The sequence below is a fragment of the Pseudomonas sp. NPDC090755 genome (genome assembly GCF_044769005.1).
Classification (GTDB): Bacteria; Pseudomonadota; Gammaproteobacteria; order Pseudomonadales; family Pseudomonadaceae; genus Aquipseudomonas.
This window is the reverse complement of the sequence record NZ_JBIVXC010000020.1, coordinates 89,289-103,184: the sequence shown is the minus strand read 5'-3', so window position 1 is coordinate 103,184 and position 13,896 is coordinate 89,289. Positions and strand designations below refer to the sequence as shown.

Genomic DNA, 13,896 nt, shown 5'->3' with positions numbered 1-13,896 from the left:
GCACCTTCGGCGTAGCCGAAGAGCGCGAGCCGTAGACTTGGCGAAGCAAGTCGTAGGCCGCGTGGCCCCGGAAGACGCCGGAGCGAAGGGACCCGGAGCGCAGCGTAGGGCCGGATGCAGGAGCAGGCGGTTTTGGTTCCTTTTGCCAAGACAAAAGGAACCCGCCGTAAGGGCGGAAGGGGCCGGCAGCATCGCCACAAGAAATGGATAAGCACACATTCCAAGTGCCCCAATCCAGCCCGGCAGGTGGATAAGGCCGTCGGTCATGGTGGAGGGCTCCTGTCAAAGAGCCTCCATCACAACCAGGGGCTCAGAGTTCCAGGCGCGCATCGGGCGCCCTGGCCGGGACTGCCTTGCCAATGGCCACCTCGACCCGGCGAGCAGCTGCCGGGTCATCAGCGAACGGCATCAGGCTGACGTGCTCGTCCACCTCATGGCTGTGCCCGCGCAGGCAGGCGCTGGTGACCAGGTAGAAGAACAGCACGCCGGCCAGGCAATACAGTGCATACCACCACTCGTCCATCGGCCTGCTCCTTACGCCATGCTGGCATTGGAAAATGCCAGTTTTTCATCGGCCACCCGGACCGTGCGCCAGGTGTTGTAGGCCATCAGCAGCATGCCGCTGAGGAAGCACACGCCGCCAATGAAGCGCACGATAAAGCCCGGATGGCTGGCCACCAGCGCCTCGACGAAGGAGTAGGTCAGGGTGCCGTCGTCGTTGGTGGCGCGCCACATCAGGCCCTGGGTGATGCCGTTGACCCACATCGAGGCGATGTACAGCACGGTGCCGATGGTGGCCAGCCAGAAGTGCAGGTTGATCAGGCCGACACTGTGCATCTGCTCGCGGCCGAAGACTTTCGGGATCATGTGGTACAGCGCACCGAAGGTGATCATCGCCACCCAGCCCAGGGCGCCGGCATGCACGTGGCCGATGGTCCAGTCGGTGTAGTGGGACAGGGCGTTGACGGTCTTGATCGCCATCATCGGGCCTTCGAAGGTCGACATGCCGTAGAACGCCAGGGACAGCACCAGAAAACGCAGGATCGGGTCGCTGCGCAGCTTATGCCAGGCCCCCGAGAGAGTCATCATGCCGTTGATCATGCCGCCCCAGCTCGGCGCCAGCAGGATCAGCGACATGGCCATGCCCAGCGACTGTGCCCAGTCGGGCAGGGCGGTGTAGTGCAGGTGGTGGGGGCCGGCCCAGATGTACAGGGTGATCAGCGCCCAGAAGTGCACGATCGACAGGCGATACGAGTACACCGGCCGACCGACCTGCTTGGGCACGAAGTAATACATCATGCCGAGAAAACCGGTGGTAAGGAAAAAGCCCACGGCGTTGTGGCCGTACCACCACTGGACCATGGCGTCGGTGGCGCCGGAGTAGACCGGGTAGGACTTGAACCAGCTGACCGGGATCGACAGGTGGTTGACCACGTGCAACATGGCGATCACCACGATGAAGGCGCCGAAGAACCAGTTGCCGACATAGATGTGCCTGGCCTTGCGCCGCATCAGCGTGGCGAAGAACACGATGCCGTAGACCACCCAGACAATGGCCATCCACACCGCGCCGGTGAATTCGATCTCGGCGTATTCCTTGGTGGTGGTCAGGCCCAGGGGCAGGCTGACCAGCATGATGACGATGGTCGCCTGCCAGCCCCAGAAAGTGAAGGCAGCCAGCTTGTCGCTGTACAGGCGCACCTGGCAGGTGCGCTGCACCGCGTAGTAGCTGGCGGCGAATTGCGCGCTGCCGGCAAAGCCGAAGATCACAAGGCTGGTATGCAGGGGACGCAGACGGCCGAAGCTGGTCCAGGGCAGGTCGAGGTTGAGGTCCGGCCAGACCAGTTGCGAGGCGATCCACACGCCCATGGCCATGCCGACGATGCCCCAGACCACGGTCATGATGACGAATTGTCGGACCACCTTGTAGTTATAGGCCTGCGCCTGTTGATGTGAGCTCATGGCTAGTTTCCCTGGTTCCTTGTAAGGCTCGTCTTGCCGAAGGGGCAAGATGCAGGCGCAGACTGTAGGAAGCTGCCGGCAGGCAAAACAGACTCAGAATCCAGGAAGAACAGCGGATCAGATAAACGCCCCGTATTCATGGAGCCTTCGCTGCACTGATATGGGTGCGGTGCGACAAATTAACCCTGCTCTGTAGGAAAACTCATACAGCGCTGTGTCCTTGTGACGCAGCGCGCAGCCCATGGAATTACCTTGACATCACTGCCAAGCCGGTCGCAAAATTTCGACAAACTTTGCGCGCAAAGTTTTTGGCTCGGTCTTCAGATCGTGTCAGTGATGCGCAATCCAGATTGACGCCAATCCGCCATAGGGCTTGTGCGACGGTGCTTACACGCCAGGACCGAGCCAGCTGCCTGGGCGGCACACTATAAGAACGATGGGAGCAACAGAATGAAGCTTTCCAAGGAACTCGTCCTCCAGGCAAAAGCGACGTTCGGGACACCGACCTACCTCTACGATGAAACCGTGTTGCGCAGTAGCTTCAGCGAATTGCGCAACGCGTTGCCGGACTGCGTGGACATCTTCTATGCGCTGAAGGTCAATCCGAACCTGTCCCTGGTCAAACTGATCCGCGCCTATGGCGGCAATACCGAAGTCTGCTCGCTCGGCGAGCTGGAGATTGCCCTCAAGGCCGGGGTGGCGCCCCAGGACATCATCTTCCTGGGCCCCTACAAGAAGCCCGAGGAACACCGCCGGGCCCTGGAAGTGGGGGTGTTCGCCATCGTCGTCGAATCCGAGAGCGAACTGCGCAAGTTGTCGGCCCTGGCTGGGGAGCTGGGCTGTGACGCACCGGTCGCGATCCGCATCAATCCGAATTTCTCGGCCGCAGGCTCACCCTGGAAGATGGGCGGGCGGCCAACCCACTTCGGTATCCAGGAAGATACCGCCGTGGCCCATTTCGCCGAGTACCTGGCGCTGCCCAACATCCGTATCAAGGGCATCCACGTCTACAACGGCACCAAGATCCTCGATGCCCGGTCGGTGTACGACAATGCCGCCTACATCCTTGAGCTGTTTCGCAGCCTGTCCCGTCGTCATCAGTTGGACATGCGCATGATCGATGTCGGCGGTGGCCTGGGCATCAAGTACTACGAGAACGAGCAAGAGCTCAACACCGCCGAGCTCAAGCAGTTGCTGGCGCCACTGTTCAACGCCTTCCACCAGGAATACCCGCGCACCCGGATCATTCTCGAGTCGGGGCGTTTCATCGCAGGCAAGTGCGGCGCCTTGCTGGTGACGGTGGACAACATCAAGGAAAACCACGGCAAGACCTTTGCCGTCACCGATGGCGGTACCAACTGCCATGGTGCGGCGGCGGGCAGCGGCCAGGTGCTCAAGCGCAACTTCCGCATCGTCAAGGCCAGCGGTACCTGTGGCGCGCCGCTGCGCGAGTACCATGTCTCCGGGCCGCTGTGCAGTCCGGACGATTTGCTCGGACGCGATGTGCAGCTCGAAACCCTGCAGGAAGGCGATCTGCTGGCCGTGGCCGCGTCGGGTGCCTACGGTCCGACGGCGTCGCCGACCCTGTTTCACAGTCATGGTCATCCGGCCGAGGTACTGGTCAGCAACGGCCAGTTGTTCCTGGTCCGTGCGCGGCAGAGCGCCGTGGAGATCCGCGACAGCCATGTCGATGTGCCGCTGCAGGCCATGCTCAGTACGCCTGCCGAGCCCCAGCCGTGCGCGGCGACCCAGGCGGCGACCCAGCGCCAGCTCGCTGACATCCTGCGGGTGGTGTTGAAGCTGCCGGAAAGCACGGTCGTCCATGCCGATTCCCATCTGCGTGACGACCTGGGCCTCGACTCACTGACCTCCATGGAGCTGTTGATCAGCCTCGAGGATGAGATCGAAGGCTTCTTCGTCAACCCGGACACCATCGTCCCGCGGCATTTCAATACCGTGGCGACGCTGGCCGGTTATATCGATGCTCACCGCCAGGTCAGCGGCGTGCAGCGTTCCCTGGAGGTTGTCGAGGTGCAGCATGAAAGCGTCTGAAGTGCTGTTGCAGGATGTGCTGGAGACTCGCAGCGGCCTGCATCCGGACAAACCGGCGATTATCTATGCCGATGAAACCTACACCTATGCGCAGCTGGACGAGGCCAGTGCGCGCCTGGGCGCGGGCCTGCAAGTCAACGGCCTGGAGCGCCAGGAGCGGGTGGTGGTGTGCCTGGGCAACCGGGTGGAGACGGTCTGCGCCTTCTGGGGCATCCTCAAGGCCGGTGGCGTGGTGGTCAATGTCGGGCTGGAAACCCCGGCAGACACCCTCGACTACATCGTGCGCGATGCCGAGGCGTCAGTGTTGATCACCACCACCGACAAAGTCGCCAGCCTGCCCACCAGCATTGCCGACCTTGCCCACCTGAGGCTGATCGTGCTGCTCGACGGCGCCCCGGGCTCGACCGTGGCCCAGACCTTCGAAAGCCTGTTGGGGCAGGGCGCCGGGATGCCGCTGCCCAGTGGCAACCTGGACCTGGACCTGGCGGCGATCATCTACACCTCAGGCTCCACCGGCATGCCCAAGGGCGTAATGCTGACCCATCGCAACATGCTGGCGGCGCTGCAGTCACTGCACACTTACCTGGGCTACAACGAGACCGATAACGTTCTCTGCTCGCTGCCGTTGTCATTCGACTATGGCCTGTACCAGATGATCATGTCGATCAATGCCGGGGCCACCCTGGTGCTGGAGAAGGAATTCACCTGGCCGATCTTCCTGATCAAGAAGATCCGCCAGTACCAGATCACGGTGATTCCTTTCGTGCCGACCATGCTGACCCTGCTGCACGAGTATGCCTGCAAGCGCGAGGCGGTGTTTGCCGATGTACGCATGGTCACCAACACCGGTGCCGCTCTCAAGCCGTCGCATATCGCCCAGATGAAGGCGCTGTTCCCCCAGGCGCTGATTTACTCGATGTACGGCCTGACCGAATGCAAGCGCTGCACCTACCTGCCGCCGGAAGATATCGACAACAAGCCCGGCAGTGTCGGCATTGCCATTCCCAATACCGAGCTGTGGCTGGTGGACGAGCAGGACAGGCGCATCGATCAGCCGCATCAGGTTGGCCAGCTGGTGATTCGCGGCGCCACGGTCATGGCCGGTTACTGGCGCAACCCGGCGGCGACCGCGCTCAAGCTCAAGCCTGGACGCTACCCGGGCGAAAACGTGCTCTATACCGGCGATTACGGCAGCCTGGATGAAGACGGCTATCTGTATTTCCGTGGGCGCATGGACCACATGATCAAGTCGCGGGGCATGAAGGTGAGCCCCAGCGAGGTGGAGCACTTCTTCTATACGATCGATGGCATCGAGGCTGCGGTGGTGGTCGGCGTCGAGCAGGCGGCGGTCGGCGAGGGGTTGTGTGCCTTCGTGACCCTGGCCCAGGGCATCAGCATCAGCGCCGAGTATCTGCTCGAGCGCTGCCGGCAGGGCCTGGAAGCGCACAAGGTGCCGCTGTCGATCAGTATCGAGGGCACCCTGCCACGCACGCCCAATGGCAAGTTCGACCTGCAACTGCTGCAGCACATGGCACGCAGCGCACAGTTGGCGGTCGCCGGATGAACCGCCAGGGAGGACCAGGCATGAGTCCGATCAACGCCGGACGCGACCAGTCGCTGGACGTCAACGGCAATCATTTTGCCTTGCGCACCTGGGGCAACGAGGGGGGCTATCCGGTACTCGCCCTGCATGGCTGGCTGGACAACGCCGCGTCCTTCGAACGCATCGCGCCCTTGCTGCGCACCTGTTTCGTGGTGGCACCGGACCTGGCCGGGCATGGACGCTCTGAACACCGCCGGGCCGACAGCGGCTACTACCTGTGGGAACACGCAGATGACATGAACGCCCTGGTCGAGTGCCTGGGCTGGAAGCGCTTTTCGGTGCTGGGCCACTCCATGGGCACCGGCGTGGCGTCGATCCTGGCGGCCATGAACCGCACCATCGACAGCATGGTGTTCATCGACGGCATGGGGGCGCCCTTCACCCTGGCCGAAGGCGGCACCGTCGAACACCTGCGCAAGGCCCAGCGTCTGTTGCGCCTGGCATTGCGCACCCGCCTGCACGGCTTCAGCGGCCCTGAGCAGGCACAGTTCAGCAGCCTGGAAGCGGCGATCGACGAGCGGCGCAACAGCATCGATGGCAGCCTCTGCACCGAGGGCGCCCGTTTGCTGGCCATGCGCGACCTGATCAACCTGGGGCAGGGCTATCGCTGGCGCCACGATCCGCGCCTGGTGCTGCCCGAACCGCTGCAACTGACCGAAGGGCAGGCCTGTGAGTTTCTCTCCCAGATCACCTGCCCCCTGCACCTGATGCTCGGGCGCCAGGGCCTGTTTGCCGGCGGCGCATTCGACAAACGCAAAAGTGCCTTGCCGCCCGATGCCCGGGTGTCCTGGCATGACGGCGGTCACCACTTTCACCTGGACACGCCCCAGCCTGCGTTGATCGAGCAGATCACCAGCGCGCTGGGGCAGGGTGAGGCAGGGCCGCGACAACGACTAGTCAATGAGTAATGGAGTACACGCGTGAAAGAGTTCTGGATTGCACCTTCGATTCTGGCGGCCGACTTTGCCCGGCTGGGTGAGGAAGCCGTGCATGTGCTGGCTGCCGGCGCCGATGTCATCCACATCGATGTGATGGATAACCACTATGTCCCTAACCTGACCATGGGCCCGCAGTTCTGCAAGGCCTTGCGCAGTCACGGCATCACCGCGCCGATCGACGTGCATCTGATGGTGACGCCGGTGGACAGCATGATCCAGGCATTCGCAGAGGCTGGTGCCGACTATATCTCCATCCATCCGGAGGCCACGTTGCACCTGGACCGCTCGGTGCAGCTGATCAAGGACCTGGGCTGCAAGGCCGGTCTTGTGTTCAACCCGGCCAGTACCCTGGACGCTGCCCGCTACCTGCTGGACAAGCTCGACCTGATTCTGTTGATGTCAGTGAACCCGGGCTTTGGCGGCCAGCGCTTCATCCCGTCGGTATTGCCCAAGATCGCCGCAGCGCGCAAGCTGATCGATGACTGTGGACGCGACATTCGCCTGGAAGTTGATGGTGGGGTCAACCTTGAGACCATCGGTCAAGTCGCCGCAGCGGGTGCCGATATGTTCGTGGCCGGCACGGCGATATTCGCCCAGCACGACTACCGCGCCACCGTCTCGGCCCTGCGCCGCGAGATTGCCGATGCGGTATCCCGCCGCCACTGACCCGTGGAGATTTCAACCCATCTCGCCAATCCAGCATGAGTGATGTCCTTGCACACTAATTCCTTCATCAAGGCCTTGCTGCGTCAGCCGGTAGTCCGCACGCCGGTCTGGCTGATGGGCCAGGCCGGTCGCCACTTGCCGGAGTACCGGGCCCTGCGGGCCCGGGCAGGCAGCCTGTTGTCGCTGTACAAGACACCCGCGTATGCCAGCGAAGCCACCGTGCAACCGGTGCAACGGTTCAGGCTGGATGCGGCCGTTGTCGCCAACGATATGCTCATGCTTGTCGATGCCATGGGCCTGGGCCTGTACTTCGTCGCCGGCGAAGGGCCGCGGCTGCGCCACCCGTTGCGCGATGACGCGGCCATCAAGCGCCTGCGGGTACCTGAGCCCCAGGCCCTTGAATACCTCTGCCAGGCGGTGGCGCAGTCGCGGCGGGCACTGGCTGGGCGGGCAGCGTTGGTCGGTGTGGCGGGCACGCCCTGGAGCCTGGCCTGCTACATGGTCGAAGGCGGGCCGCCGGGGGATTTCCAGCTGATCAGGAAAATGCTCGACCGGCGGCCTGAATTGCTCCATCGCTTGTTGCAGACCACCAGCCGGGCAGTGGCAGCCTCACTCAACGCTCAGATAGAATCCGGCGCCCAGGCGGTGATGCTGCTCGATCCTTTTGCCGGCGCCCTGGCCGATGGTGCCTACCAGCGTTTCTCGCTGTTCTATGTGCGCGAAGTGCTGGCCCGCCTGCACAAGACCCACCAGGGCCAGCGGATACCGGTGATTCTCCATGCCCACGGCGCCAGCCAATGGCTTGGCAGCATGGCCGACAGCGGCGTCGATTGCCTGGGGCTCGACCCGCGCTGTGACCTGGGCATGGCCCGGCAACGGGTAGGCAATAGCGTGGCGCTGCAGGGCAATCTCGACCCGGCCGTGCTGCTGGGCGACGAGGCCTGCATCCGCCGGGAGGTGCAGCGCACCTTGCAGGCCTTTGGCCCGCCCTCGGCGGGCTTTGGCCACGTGTTCAATCTGGGCAGGGACCTGCACCCGGCAACTACGCCAGAGGCCCTGGCCGTTGTGGTGGACGCAGTGCGTGCGTTCAGTCACGTCAAGGGAGGTGTCTATGCTTGACCCGACGTTCGACTTCGACAAGATGCTCTGCTTTTCGCTGTATTCGACGGCCAATGCCATGGTGCGCGATTATGCCGAGCCGCTGCGCCAACGCGGGGTTACCTATCCGCAATTGCTGGTGATGGCCGGCCTGTGGGGCAAGGACGATGTCTCGATCAGCACCCTGAGCGAACTGACCCTGTTCGACCTGGGCACCCTGACGCCTATCGTCAAGCGCCTGGCCGACAATGGCTTCATTACCGTCTACCTGGACCCGACCGACCGGCGCCGACGCAATCTGCTGCTGACCGACAAGGGCCGCGAGCTCAAGGCGCAGGCGGCCCAGGTGTTCAACAACATGGCCTGCAAGATCGACCTGGCCGAAGGTGAGGTGCAGCAGGTGTTGAGCGTGTGCCACCGGATACGGTCGCGGTTGCGTTGAGGCCATCGCGGGGCAAGTCGGATCGCCGCGATAAGGCCCGGCTCAGCGCTGAAGAAACTCGGGACTGTTGAAGTTGCTCAAGCGCCGATCATCCTCGGCATAGTCCAGCGCCCGCACCTGGTAGCGGTGCAGCACCCGCTGCAACCCACGCTCACCCTGTTGCCAGGCCTGCTCGAGGTCACCCCGCAGCGTGCAGGGAATCAGGCTGAACATCGGTTGCCAGTAACCCGCCTGGCGCGCCATGGCCGGTTGGTTCTGGTCGTTGGCCTGCTGCATCAGGTCGAGCACCAGGGCCCGGTCGATCAGCGGGGCATCGCAGGCCAGCACCAGCAGCCAGGAATGCCGGGCCACCGCTAGACCCGCCAGCACCCCCGCCAGGGGACCAGGGTAATCCGCCTCGGCATCGCTCACCAGCTGATCGGCATAGGGCCGGTACAGGGGGTGATTGCGGTTGCAGGAGATGATCAGGTCGTCGGTCAAGGGCCGCACCACGGCTTGCACGTGGGCAATCAGCGGTTTGTCCTGCCAGGGCACGAGGCCCTTGTCCTGGCCGCCCATGCGCTGGCCGCGCCCGCCGGCCAGCAGCAGGATGGAGCAGGGGGGAGGGGTGGCGGTCATGGGGCGGCTCCTGGCAGTGTCAGCCAATCACCTTCCCATGCACGCCGTGCGCTGTCCAGATCAGTGTTGTTCCAGCACTGCCGGGTCCTGCTGTGCCCGGGCCCGGCGCTTGCCGGTCAGGCGCATGACCACCACGAAGAACACCGGCACGAACACCACCGCCAGGGTGGCGCTCAACATGCCGCCGATCACCCCGGTGCCGATGGCCTGCTGGCTGGCCGAGCTTGCACCGCTGGCGATGGCCAGGGGCACCACGCCGAGGATGAAGGCCAATGAGGTCATGACGATCGGTCGCAGGCGCAGGCGCGCTGCCTGCAGCGTGGCCTCGACCAGGTCGTGGCCTTCATCGACCAGGTGCTTGGCGAACTCGATGATCAGGATCGCGTTCTTCGCCGACAGGCCGATCAGGGTGATCAGGCCGACCTTGAAGAACACATCGTTGGGCATGCCGCGCAAACTCACGGCGATCACCGCGCCCAGCACCCCCAGCGGCACCACCAGCAGCACCGAGGTCGGGATCGACCAGCTCTCGTACAGCGCCGCCAGGCACAGGAATACCACCAGCAACGACAGGGCCATGAGCATCGGCGCCTGGCTGCCGGACAGGCGCTCCTGCAGCGACAGGCCGGTCCACTCCAGGCCCATGCCCAACGGCAGTTGGTTCACCAGGCGCTGGATTTCCTCCATGGCCTGGCCCGAGCTGTAGCCCGGTGCCGGCTCGCCCGAGATGGCCACCGCCGGGTAGCCGTTGTAGCGCGTCAGCTGCACGGGGCCGGTGATCCATTTGGCCTGGACGAAGGCCGACAGCGGGACCATCTTGCCGCTGCTGTTGCGCACATGGATCTTGAGCAGGTCGTCGACCTGGCTGCGCTGGTCGCCTTCGGCCTGCACCACCACCCGTTGCATGCGGCCCTGGTTGGGGAAGTCGTTGACGTAGTTGGAGCCCACCGCCGTGTTGAGCACATTGCCGATATCGGCAAAGGACACGCCCAGGGCATTGGCCTGCTTGCGGTCGACTTCCAACTGCACCTGCGGACTTTCGGCCAGGGCGCTTTCGCGCACGTTGACCAGTACCGGGCTCTTCTCGGCATTGGCCAGCAACTGGTCACGGGCCGCCATCAGCGCCGCATGCCCCAGGCCGCCACGGTCCTGCAGGCGGAACTCGAAGCCGCTGGAGGTGCCCAGGCCGTCCACCGGAGGCGGCAGCACCGAATAGGCGATGGCGTCCTTGAGCTGGCTGAAGGCGGCATTGGCGCGGTCGGCAATGGCTTGCGCGCTGTCGTCGGCGCCGCGCTCGGACCAGTCCTTGAGCGTGGTGAAGGCCAGCGCGGCGTTCTGGCCGTCGCCGGAGAAGCTGAAGCCGAGCACCAGGGTGCTGTTGCCCACGCCCGGTTCCGTGGCGTTGTGCGCCTCGATCTGCGCCGCCACCTGTTCGGTGCGGGCGCGGCTGGCCCCCGGCGGCAGCTGGATATCGGTAATGGTGTAACCCTGGTCTTCGGTGGGCAGGAACGAGGAGGGCAACTGGCTGAAGCCGTACACCAGCCCCGCCACCAGCACCAGGTAGACCAGCAGGTAGCGCCCGGTACGCTTGAGGGCCTGGCTGACCCAGTGCTGGTAGCCGTTGGTGAGGCCCTCGAAGCGCCGGTTGAACCAGCCGAAGAAGCCGCCCTTGGCGTGATGCGCACCCTTGGCGATGGGTTTGAGCAGGGTGGCGCACAGGGCCGGGGTCAGGCTCAGGGCCAGGAACGCCGAGAACAGGATCGACACCGCCATCGACAGCGAGAACTGCTGGTAGATCACGCCCACCGAGCCCTTCATGAAGGCCATGGGCAGGAACACTGCGACCAGCACCAGGGTAATGCCGACGATGGCGCCACTGATCTGGCCCATGGCCTTTTTCGTGGCGTCCCGTGGCGACAGGCCTTCCTCGCTCATGATCCGCTCGACGTTCTCCACCACCACGATGGCGTCGTCCACCAGGATGCCGATGGCCAAGACCATGCCGAACAGGGTCAGTACGTTGACCGAGAACCCCATCGCCAGCATCACCGCAAAGGTGCCCATCAGCGCCACCGGCACCACCAGGGTCGGGATCAGGGTGTAGCGGATGTTCTGCAGGAACAGGAACATCACCGCGAACACCAGGGCCATGGCTTCGAGCAGGGTGGTGATCACTTGCTGGATCGAGACCTTGACGAAGGGCGAGGTGTCGTAGGGGATGTCGAACGTGGCGCCCGGCGGCAGGTAGCGCGACAGCTCGTCGAGCTTGGCGCGGACCAGGGTCGCGGTTTCCATGGCGTTGGCCCCCGGCGACAGCTTCACGCTGAAGGCACTGGTGGGCTTGCCGTTCAGGCGGGTGCCGTACAGGTACTCCTGGCTACCGATCTCGACCCGGGCGACATCGCCGATGGTCACCCGCGAGCCGTCGGGGTTGGCACGCAGGACAATGTCGGAAAACTCCTGCACGGTGCTCAACTGGCCCTTGATGATCACATTGGCGGTGATCTCCTGGGTGCCGGTGCCGGGCAGGTCGCCGATACTGCCCGGAGCGACTTGGGCGTTCTGGGCGGCAATCGCTTCGTTGACGTCGTCGGGGGTGAGGTTGAAACCGATCAGCTTGCGCGGGTCGATCCAGATCCGCATGGCCCGCTCGGCCCCATACAGCTGGGCCTTGCCGACACCCTTGAGGCGGCGGATCTCGTTCATCACGTTGCGCGCCAGAAAGTCGCTCAGGGTCACTTCATCAAGGCTGCCGTTCTCGGCGGTGAGGGTCACCATCAGCAGAAAACCGGTAGACACCTTTTCCACCTGCAGGCCCTGCTGGGTGACCGGCCGCGGCAGGCGCGACTCCACCACTTTCAGGCGGTTCTGCACGTCGACCTGGGCCAGGTCCGGGTTGGTGCCCGGCTCGAAGGTGGCGGTGATCAGGGCACTGCCCAGGCTGCTCTGGGAGCTGAAGTAGAGCAGGTTGTCGGCACCGTTGAGTTCTTCTTCGATCAGGCTGACCACGCTTTCGTCGATGGTCTGCGCCGAGGCGCCGGGGTACACGGCATAGACTTCCACCTGCGGCGGCGCCACGTCGGGGTACTGGGCCACCGGCAGCTGCGGCACCGCCAGGGCGCCGGCCAGCAGGATGAACAAGGCGACCACCCAGGCGAATACCGGGCGGTCAATGAAAAACTGCGGCATGAATCAGGCCCTCACTGGCCGGTGGTCTGAACGATGGAGGGGGCGTCCTTGCCCGCGTTGTCGACCTGTACCTGGTCGCCTGGATTGACGTGCTGCACGCCTTCGACCACCACCCGGTCGCCCGGGGCCAGGCCTTGGCTGACGATCCAGCGGTCGTTCTGCACGCCACCGAGCACCACCGGGCGTTCCTCGATGCGTTGCTGGGCATCGACCAGCAACACCCGCGGCTGGCCGGCACTGTCACGCAGGATGGCCCGTTGCGGCACACTGATGCCTTGCTGCTTGATGGCCTGCTCCAGGCGTACGCGGATGAAGCTGCCCGGCAGCAGGTCGAGGTCCGGGTTGGGGAACTCGCTGCGCAAGGTGATCTGCCCGGTGCTCGGGTCGACGCTGATATCGGAGAACAGCAGCTTGCCCGGCAGCGGGTAGACGGTGCCGTCATCCTGGATCAGGGTGGCGCTGGCCTGGTCCTGGCCGACCTGTTGCAGTTCGCCGGCGCGCAAGGCTCGGCGTAGGGCATTGAGCTCGCGGGTGGACTGGGTGACATCGGCGTGGATCGGGTCCAGTTGCTGGATGGTCGCCAGCGGCGTGCTTTCGTTCTGGCCCACCAGTGCGCCTTCGGTGACCAGGGCACGGCCGATGCGCCCGGAAATCGGTGCCGTCACCGTGGCATACCCCAGGTTCAGGCGCGCGCGTTCAAGGGCGGCCTTGGCCTCGGCCACTGCCGCGTCGGCGTGCAGGGCGGCGGCGCGGGCGTTGTCGTGGTCCTGGCGGCTGACGGCGTTGATGGCAATCAGTTCACGGTAACGCAGGTCTTGCAGGCGCGTCTGGTACTGGTTGGCCTCGGCCTTGGCCAGCACGGCGCGGGCGCTGTCGTAGTCGGCCTGGAACGGCGCCGGGTCGATGCGGAACAACACATCGCCCTGCTTGACGTCGCTGCCTTCGCGGTACACCCGCTTGAGCACCACGCCGGCCACCCGGGCGCGGACTTCGGCTGTGCGCGGGGCCAGGATCCGGCCGTTGAGTTCGGTGCTGATGGCCAGCGGCTGGACGCGTACGGTCTCGATGCGCACGGCGCTGGGCGGGGCTTTCTCTTCGACCGATGGGCCGTCATCGCACGCGCTCAGGGACAGGGAGACGACGAGCAACGCCAGCAGGGCGCGCAGACGAGCGGGGCTTGTACTGAACATGCGGATCTTCCATAAATGATCCGGCAATGCTAAGGCAGGAGGCTTGCGGGTAACTGTTAAGCTATGTAGCTCGAATGTGAAAAAGTGTGAAGGCTTGCGCTGGCTGAGCACAAGGTTCTATATCCTTGCCTGACTTTC

Annotated in this window: 11 protein-coding genes; 6 read left to right on the top strand and 5 right to left on the bottom strand. The window is 64.4% G+C overall.

What is annotated here, in order from left to right:
- Window positions 1–310 precede the first annotated feature (310 nt).
- Both ACIQUS_RS23330 and ccoN read right to left on the bottom strand, forming a co-directional pair.
- Window positions 311–523: a cbb3-type cytochrome c oxidase subunit 3 gene (locus ACIQUS_RS23330; protein WP_403052144.1), complete on the bottom strand. Its 213-nt coding sequence runs from the start codon at window positions 521–523 to the stop codon at window positions 311–313.
- 11 nt (window positions 524–534) lie between these two features.
- Window positions 535–1,962 carry a cytochrome-c oxidase, cbb3-type subunit I gene (ccoN, locus tag ACIQUS_RS23325; RefSeq protein ID WP_403052141.1) on the bottom strand — a complete coding sequence of 476 codons (1,428 nt, stop codon included), beginning with the start codon at window positions 1,960–1,962 and terminating at the stop codon, window positions 535–537.
- Between the two features lie 450 nt (window positions 1,963–2,412).
- On the opposite strand from ccoN, the gene lysA reads away from it, so the two are divergent.
- Genes lysA through ACIQUS_RS23295 form a run of 6 tightly spaced genes read left to right on the top strand, consistent with a single transcriptional unit; the run spans window position 2,413 to window position 8,761 of the window.
- Complete coding sequence (lysA, locus tag ACIQUS_RS23320) at window positions 2,413–4,014, top strand: diaminopimelate decarboxylase (RefSeq protein ID WP_403052138.1); 1,602 nt, start codon at window positions 2,413–2,415, stop codon at window positions 4,012–4,014.
- Window positions 4,001–5,578, top strand: a complete 1,578-nt coding sequence (locus tag ACIQUS_RS23315; protein WP_403052135.1) for a class I adenylate-forming enzyme family protein — start codon at window positions 4,001–4,003, stop codon at window positions 5,576–5,578. The genes lysA and ACIQUS_RS23315 overlap by 14 nt, the downstream gene beginning before the upstream one ends.
- Window positions 5,579–5,598: 20 nt before the next feature.
- Window positions 5,599–6,525 (top strand): alpha/beta fold hydrolase, encoded by a 927-nt coding sequence (locus ACIQUS_RS23310; RefSeq protein WP_403052132.1) that lies wholly within the window; start codon window positions 5,599–5,601, stop codon window positions 6,523–6,525.
- Window positions 6,526–6,537: 12 nt separating this feature from the next.
- Window positions 6,538–7,221 (top strand): ribulose-phosphate 3-epimerase, encoded by a 684-nt coding sequence (rpe, locus tag ACIQUS_RS23305; protein ID WP_403052129.1) that lies wholly within the window; start codon window positions 6,538–6,540, stop codon window positions 7,219–7,221.
- A gap of 42 nt (window positions 7,222–7,263) precedes the next feature.
- A complete protein-coding gene (gene hemE, locus ACIQUS_RS23300; protein ID WP_403052126.1) occupies window positions 7,264–8,340 on the top strand; it encodes a uroporphyrinogen decarboxylase in 1,077 nt (358 codons plus the stop codon).
- Window positions 8,333–8,761: a MarR family winged helix-turn-helix transcriptional regulator gene (locus tag ACIQUS_RS23295; protein ID WP_403052123.1), complete on the top strand. Its 429-nt coding sequence runs from the start codon at window positions 8,333–8,335 to the stop codon at window positions 8,759–8,761. Before hemE ends, ACIQUS_RS23295 begins: the two co-directional genes overlap by 8 nt.
- Window positions 8,762–8,803: 42 nt before the next feature.
- On the opposite strand, the gene mobA is transcribed toward ACIQUS_RS23295, so the two are convergent.
- From mobA to ACIQUS_RS23280, 3 genes are read right to left on the bottom strand one after another with little or no spacing between them, the layout of a single operon-like run.
- Window positions 8,804–9,379, bottom strand: a complete 576-nt coding sequence (gene mobA / locus ACIQUS_RS23290) for a molybdenum cofactor guanylyltransferase MobA (RefSeq protein WP_403052120.1) — start codon at window positions 9,377–9,379, stop codon at window positions 8,804–8,806.
- A gap of 60 nt (window positions 9,380–9,439) precedes the next feature.
- Window positions 9,440–12,568: a multidrug efflux RND transporter permease subunit gene (locus ACIQUS_RS23285; protein WP_403052117.1), complete on the bottom strand. Its 3,129-nt coding sequence runs from the start codon at window positions 12,566–12,568 to the stop codon at window positions 9,440–9,442.
- Window positions 12,569–12,579: 11 nt separating this feature from the next.
- Window positions 12,580–13,758, bottom strand: a complete 1,179-nt coding sequence (locus tag ACIQUS_RS23280) for an efflux RND transporter periplasmic adaptor subunit (RefSeq protein ID WP_403052114.1) — start codon at window positions 13,756–13,758, stop codon at window positions 12,580–12,582.
- Between the last annotated feature and the right edge of the window lie 138 nt (window positions 13,759–13,896).

Coding starts and splice junctions, on each gene's coding strand:
- ACIQUS_RS23315 (WP_403052135.1), top strand. CDS start 4,001: ATGAAAGCGTCTGAAGTGCTGTTGCAGGATGTGCTGGAGACTCGCAGC.
- mobA (WP_403052120.1), bottom strand. CDS start 9,379: ATGACCGCCACCCCTCCCCCCTGCTCCATCCTGCTGCTGGCCGGCGGG.
- hemE (WP_403052126.1), top strand. CDS start 7,264: ATGTCCTTGCACACTAATTCCTTCATCAAGGCCTTGCTGCGTCAGCCG.
- ccoN (WP_403052141.1), bottom strand. CDS start 1,962: ATGAGCTCACATCAACAGGCGCAGGCCTATAACTACAAGGTGGTCCGA.
- ACIQUS_RS23295 (WP_403052123.1), top strand. CDS start 8,333: ATGCTTGACCCGACGTTCGACTTCGACAAGATGCTCTGCTTTTCGCTG.
- ACIQUS_RS23285 (WP_403052117.1), bottom strand. CDS start 12,568: ATGCCGCAGTTTTTCATTGACCGCCCGGTATTCGCCTGGGTGGTCGCC.
- lysA (WP_403052138.1), top strand. CDS start 2,413: ATGAAGCTTTCCAAGGAACTCGTCCTCCAGGCAAAAGCGACGTTCGGG.
- ACIQUS_RS23310 (WP_403052132.1), top strand. CDS start 5,599: ATGAGTCCGATCAACGCCGGACGCGACCAGTCGCTGGACGTCAACGGC.
- ACIQUS_RS23330 (WP_403052144.1), bottom strand. CDS start 523: ATGGACGAGTGGTGGTATGCACTGTATTGCCTGGCCGGCGTGCTGTTC.
- ACIQUS_RS23280 (WP_403052114.1), bottom strand. CDS start 13,758: ATGTTCAGTACAAGCCCCGCTCGTCTGCGCGCCCTGCTGGCGTTGCTC.